The sequence below is a fragment of the Herbaspirillum chlorophenolicum genome, assembly GCF_001189955.1.
In the GTDB taxonomy this organism is placed as follows: Bacteria; Pseudomonadota; Gammaproteobacteria; order Burkholderiales; family Burkholderiaceae_D; genus Herbaspirillum; species Herbaspirillum chlorophenolicum.
Window position 1 is genome coordinate 1 of record NZ_LFLT01000179.1, and the last position, 326, is coordinate 326.

1 protein-coding gene is annotated in these 326 nt (G+C 56.7%); it reads left to right on the forward strand.

The features are described 5' to 3' along the window. Positions 1 to 326 (forward strand): multicopper oxidase domain-containing protein (locus AKL28_RS23770; protein WP_156226498.1); only part of this gene is annotated, 326 nt, incomplete at both ends.

Below are 326 nucleotides of genomic sequence, written 5' to 3' on the forward strand. Positions count from 1 at the left end.
GACCTTGGCAGACATGCACCCGATCGGTGGCCCGCTGGACAACCGTGGCCCCGAGCGTGAAGTCGAACTTCATCTGACCGGCAATATGGAACGTTACGCCTGGTCTCTCGACGGTTTAGAGTTCGGCAAATCGACGCCTATTCATTTCCGCTATGGTGAACGCCTACGGGTCATTCTGCATAACGACACCATGATGACCCATCCCATGCACTTGCATGGTCTGTGGAGCGAATTGGAGACGCCCAATGGAGATTTCCTCGCGCGACGTCACACCATTCCGGTACAGCCGGCCCAGCGCATCAGTTTCCTGGTCACAGCGGATGCTT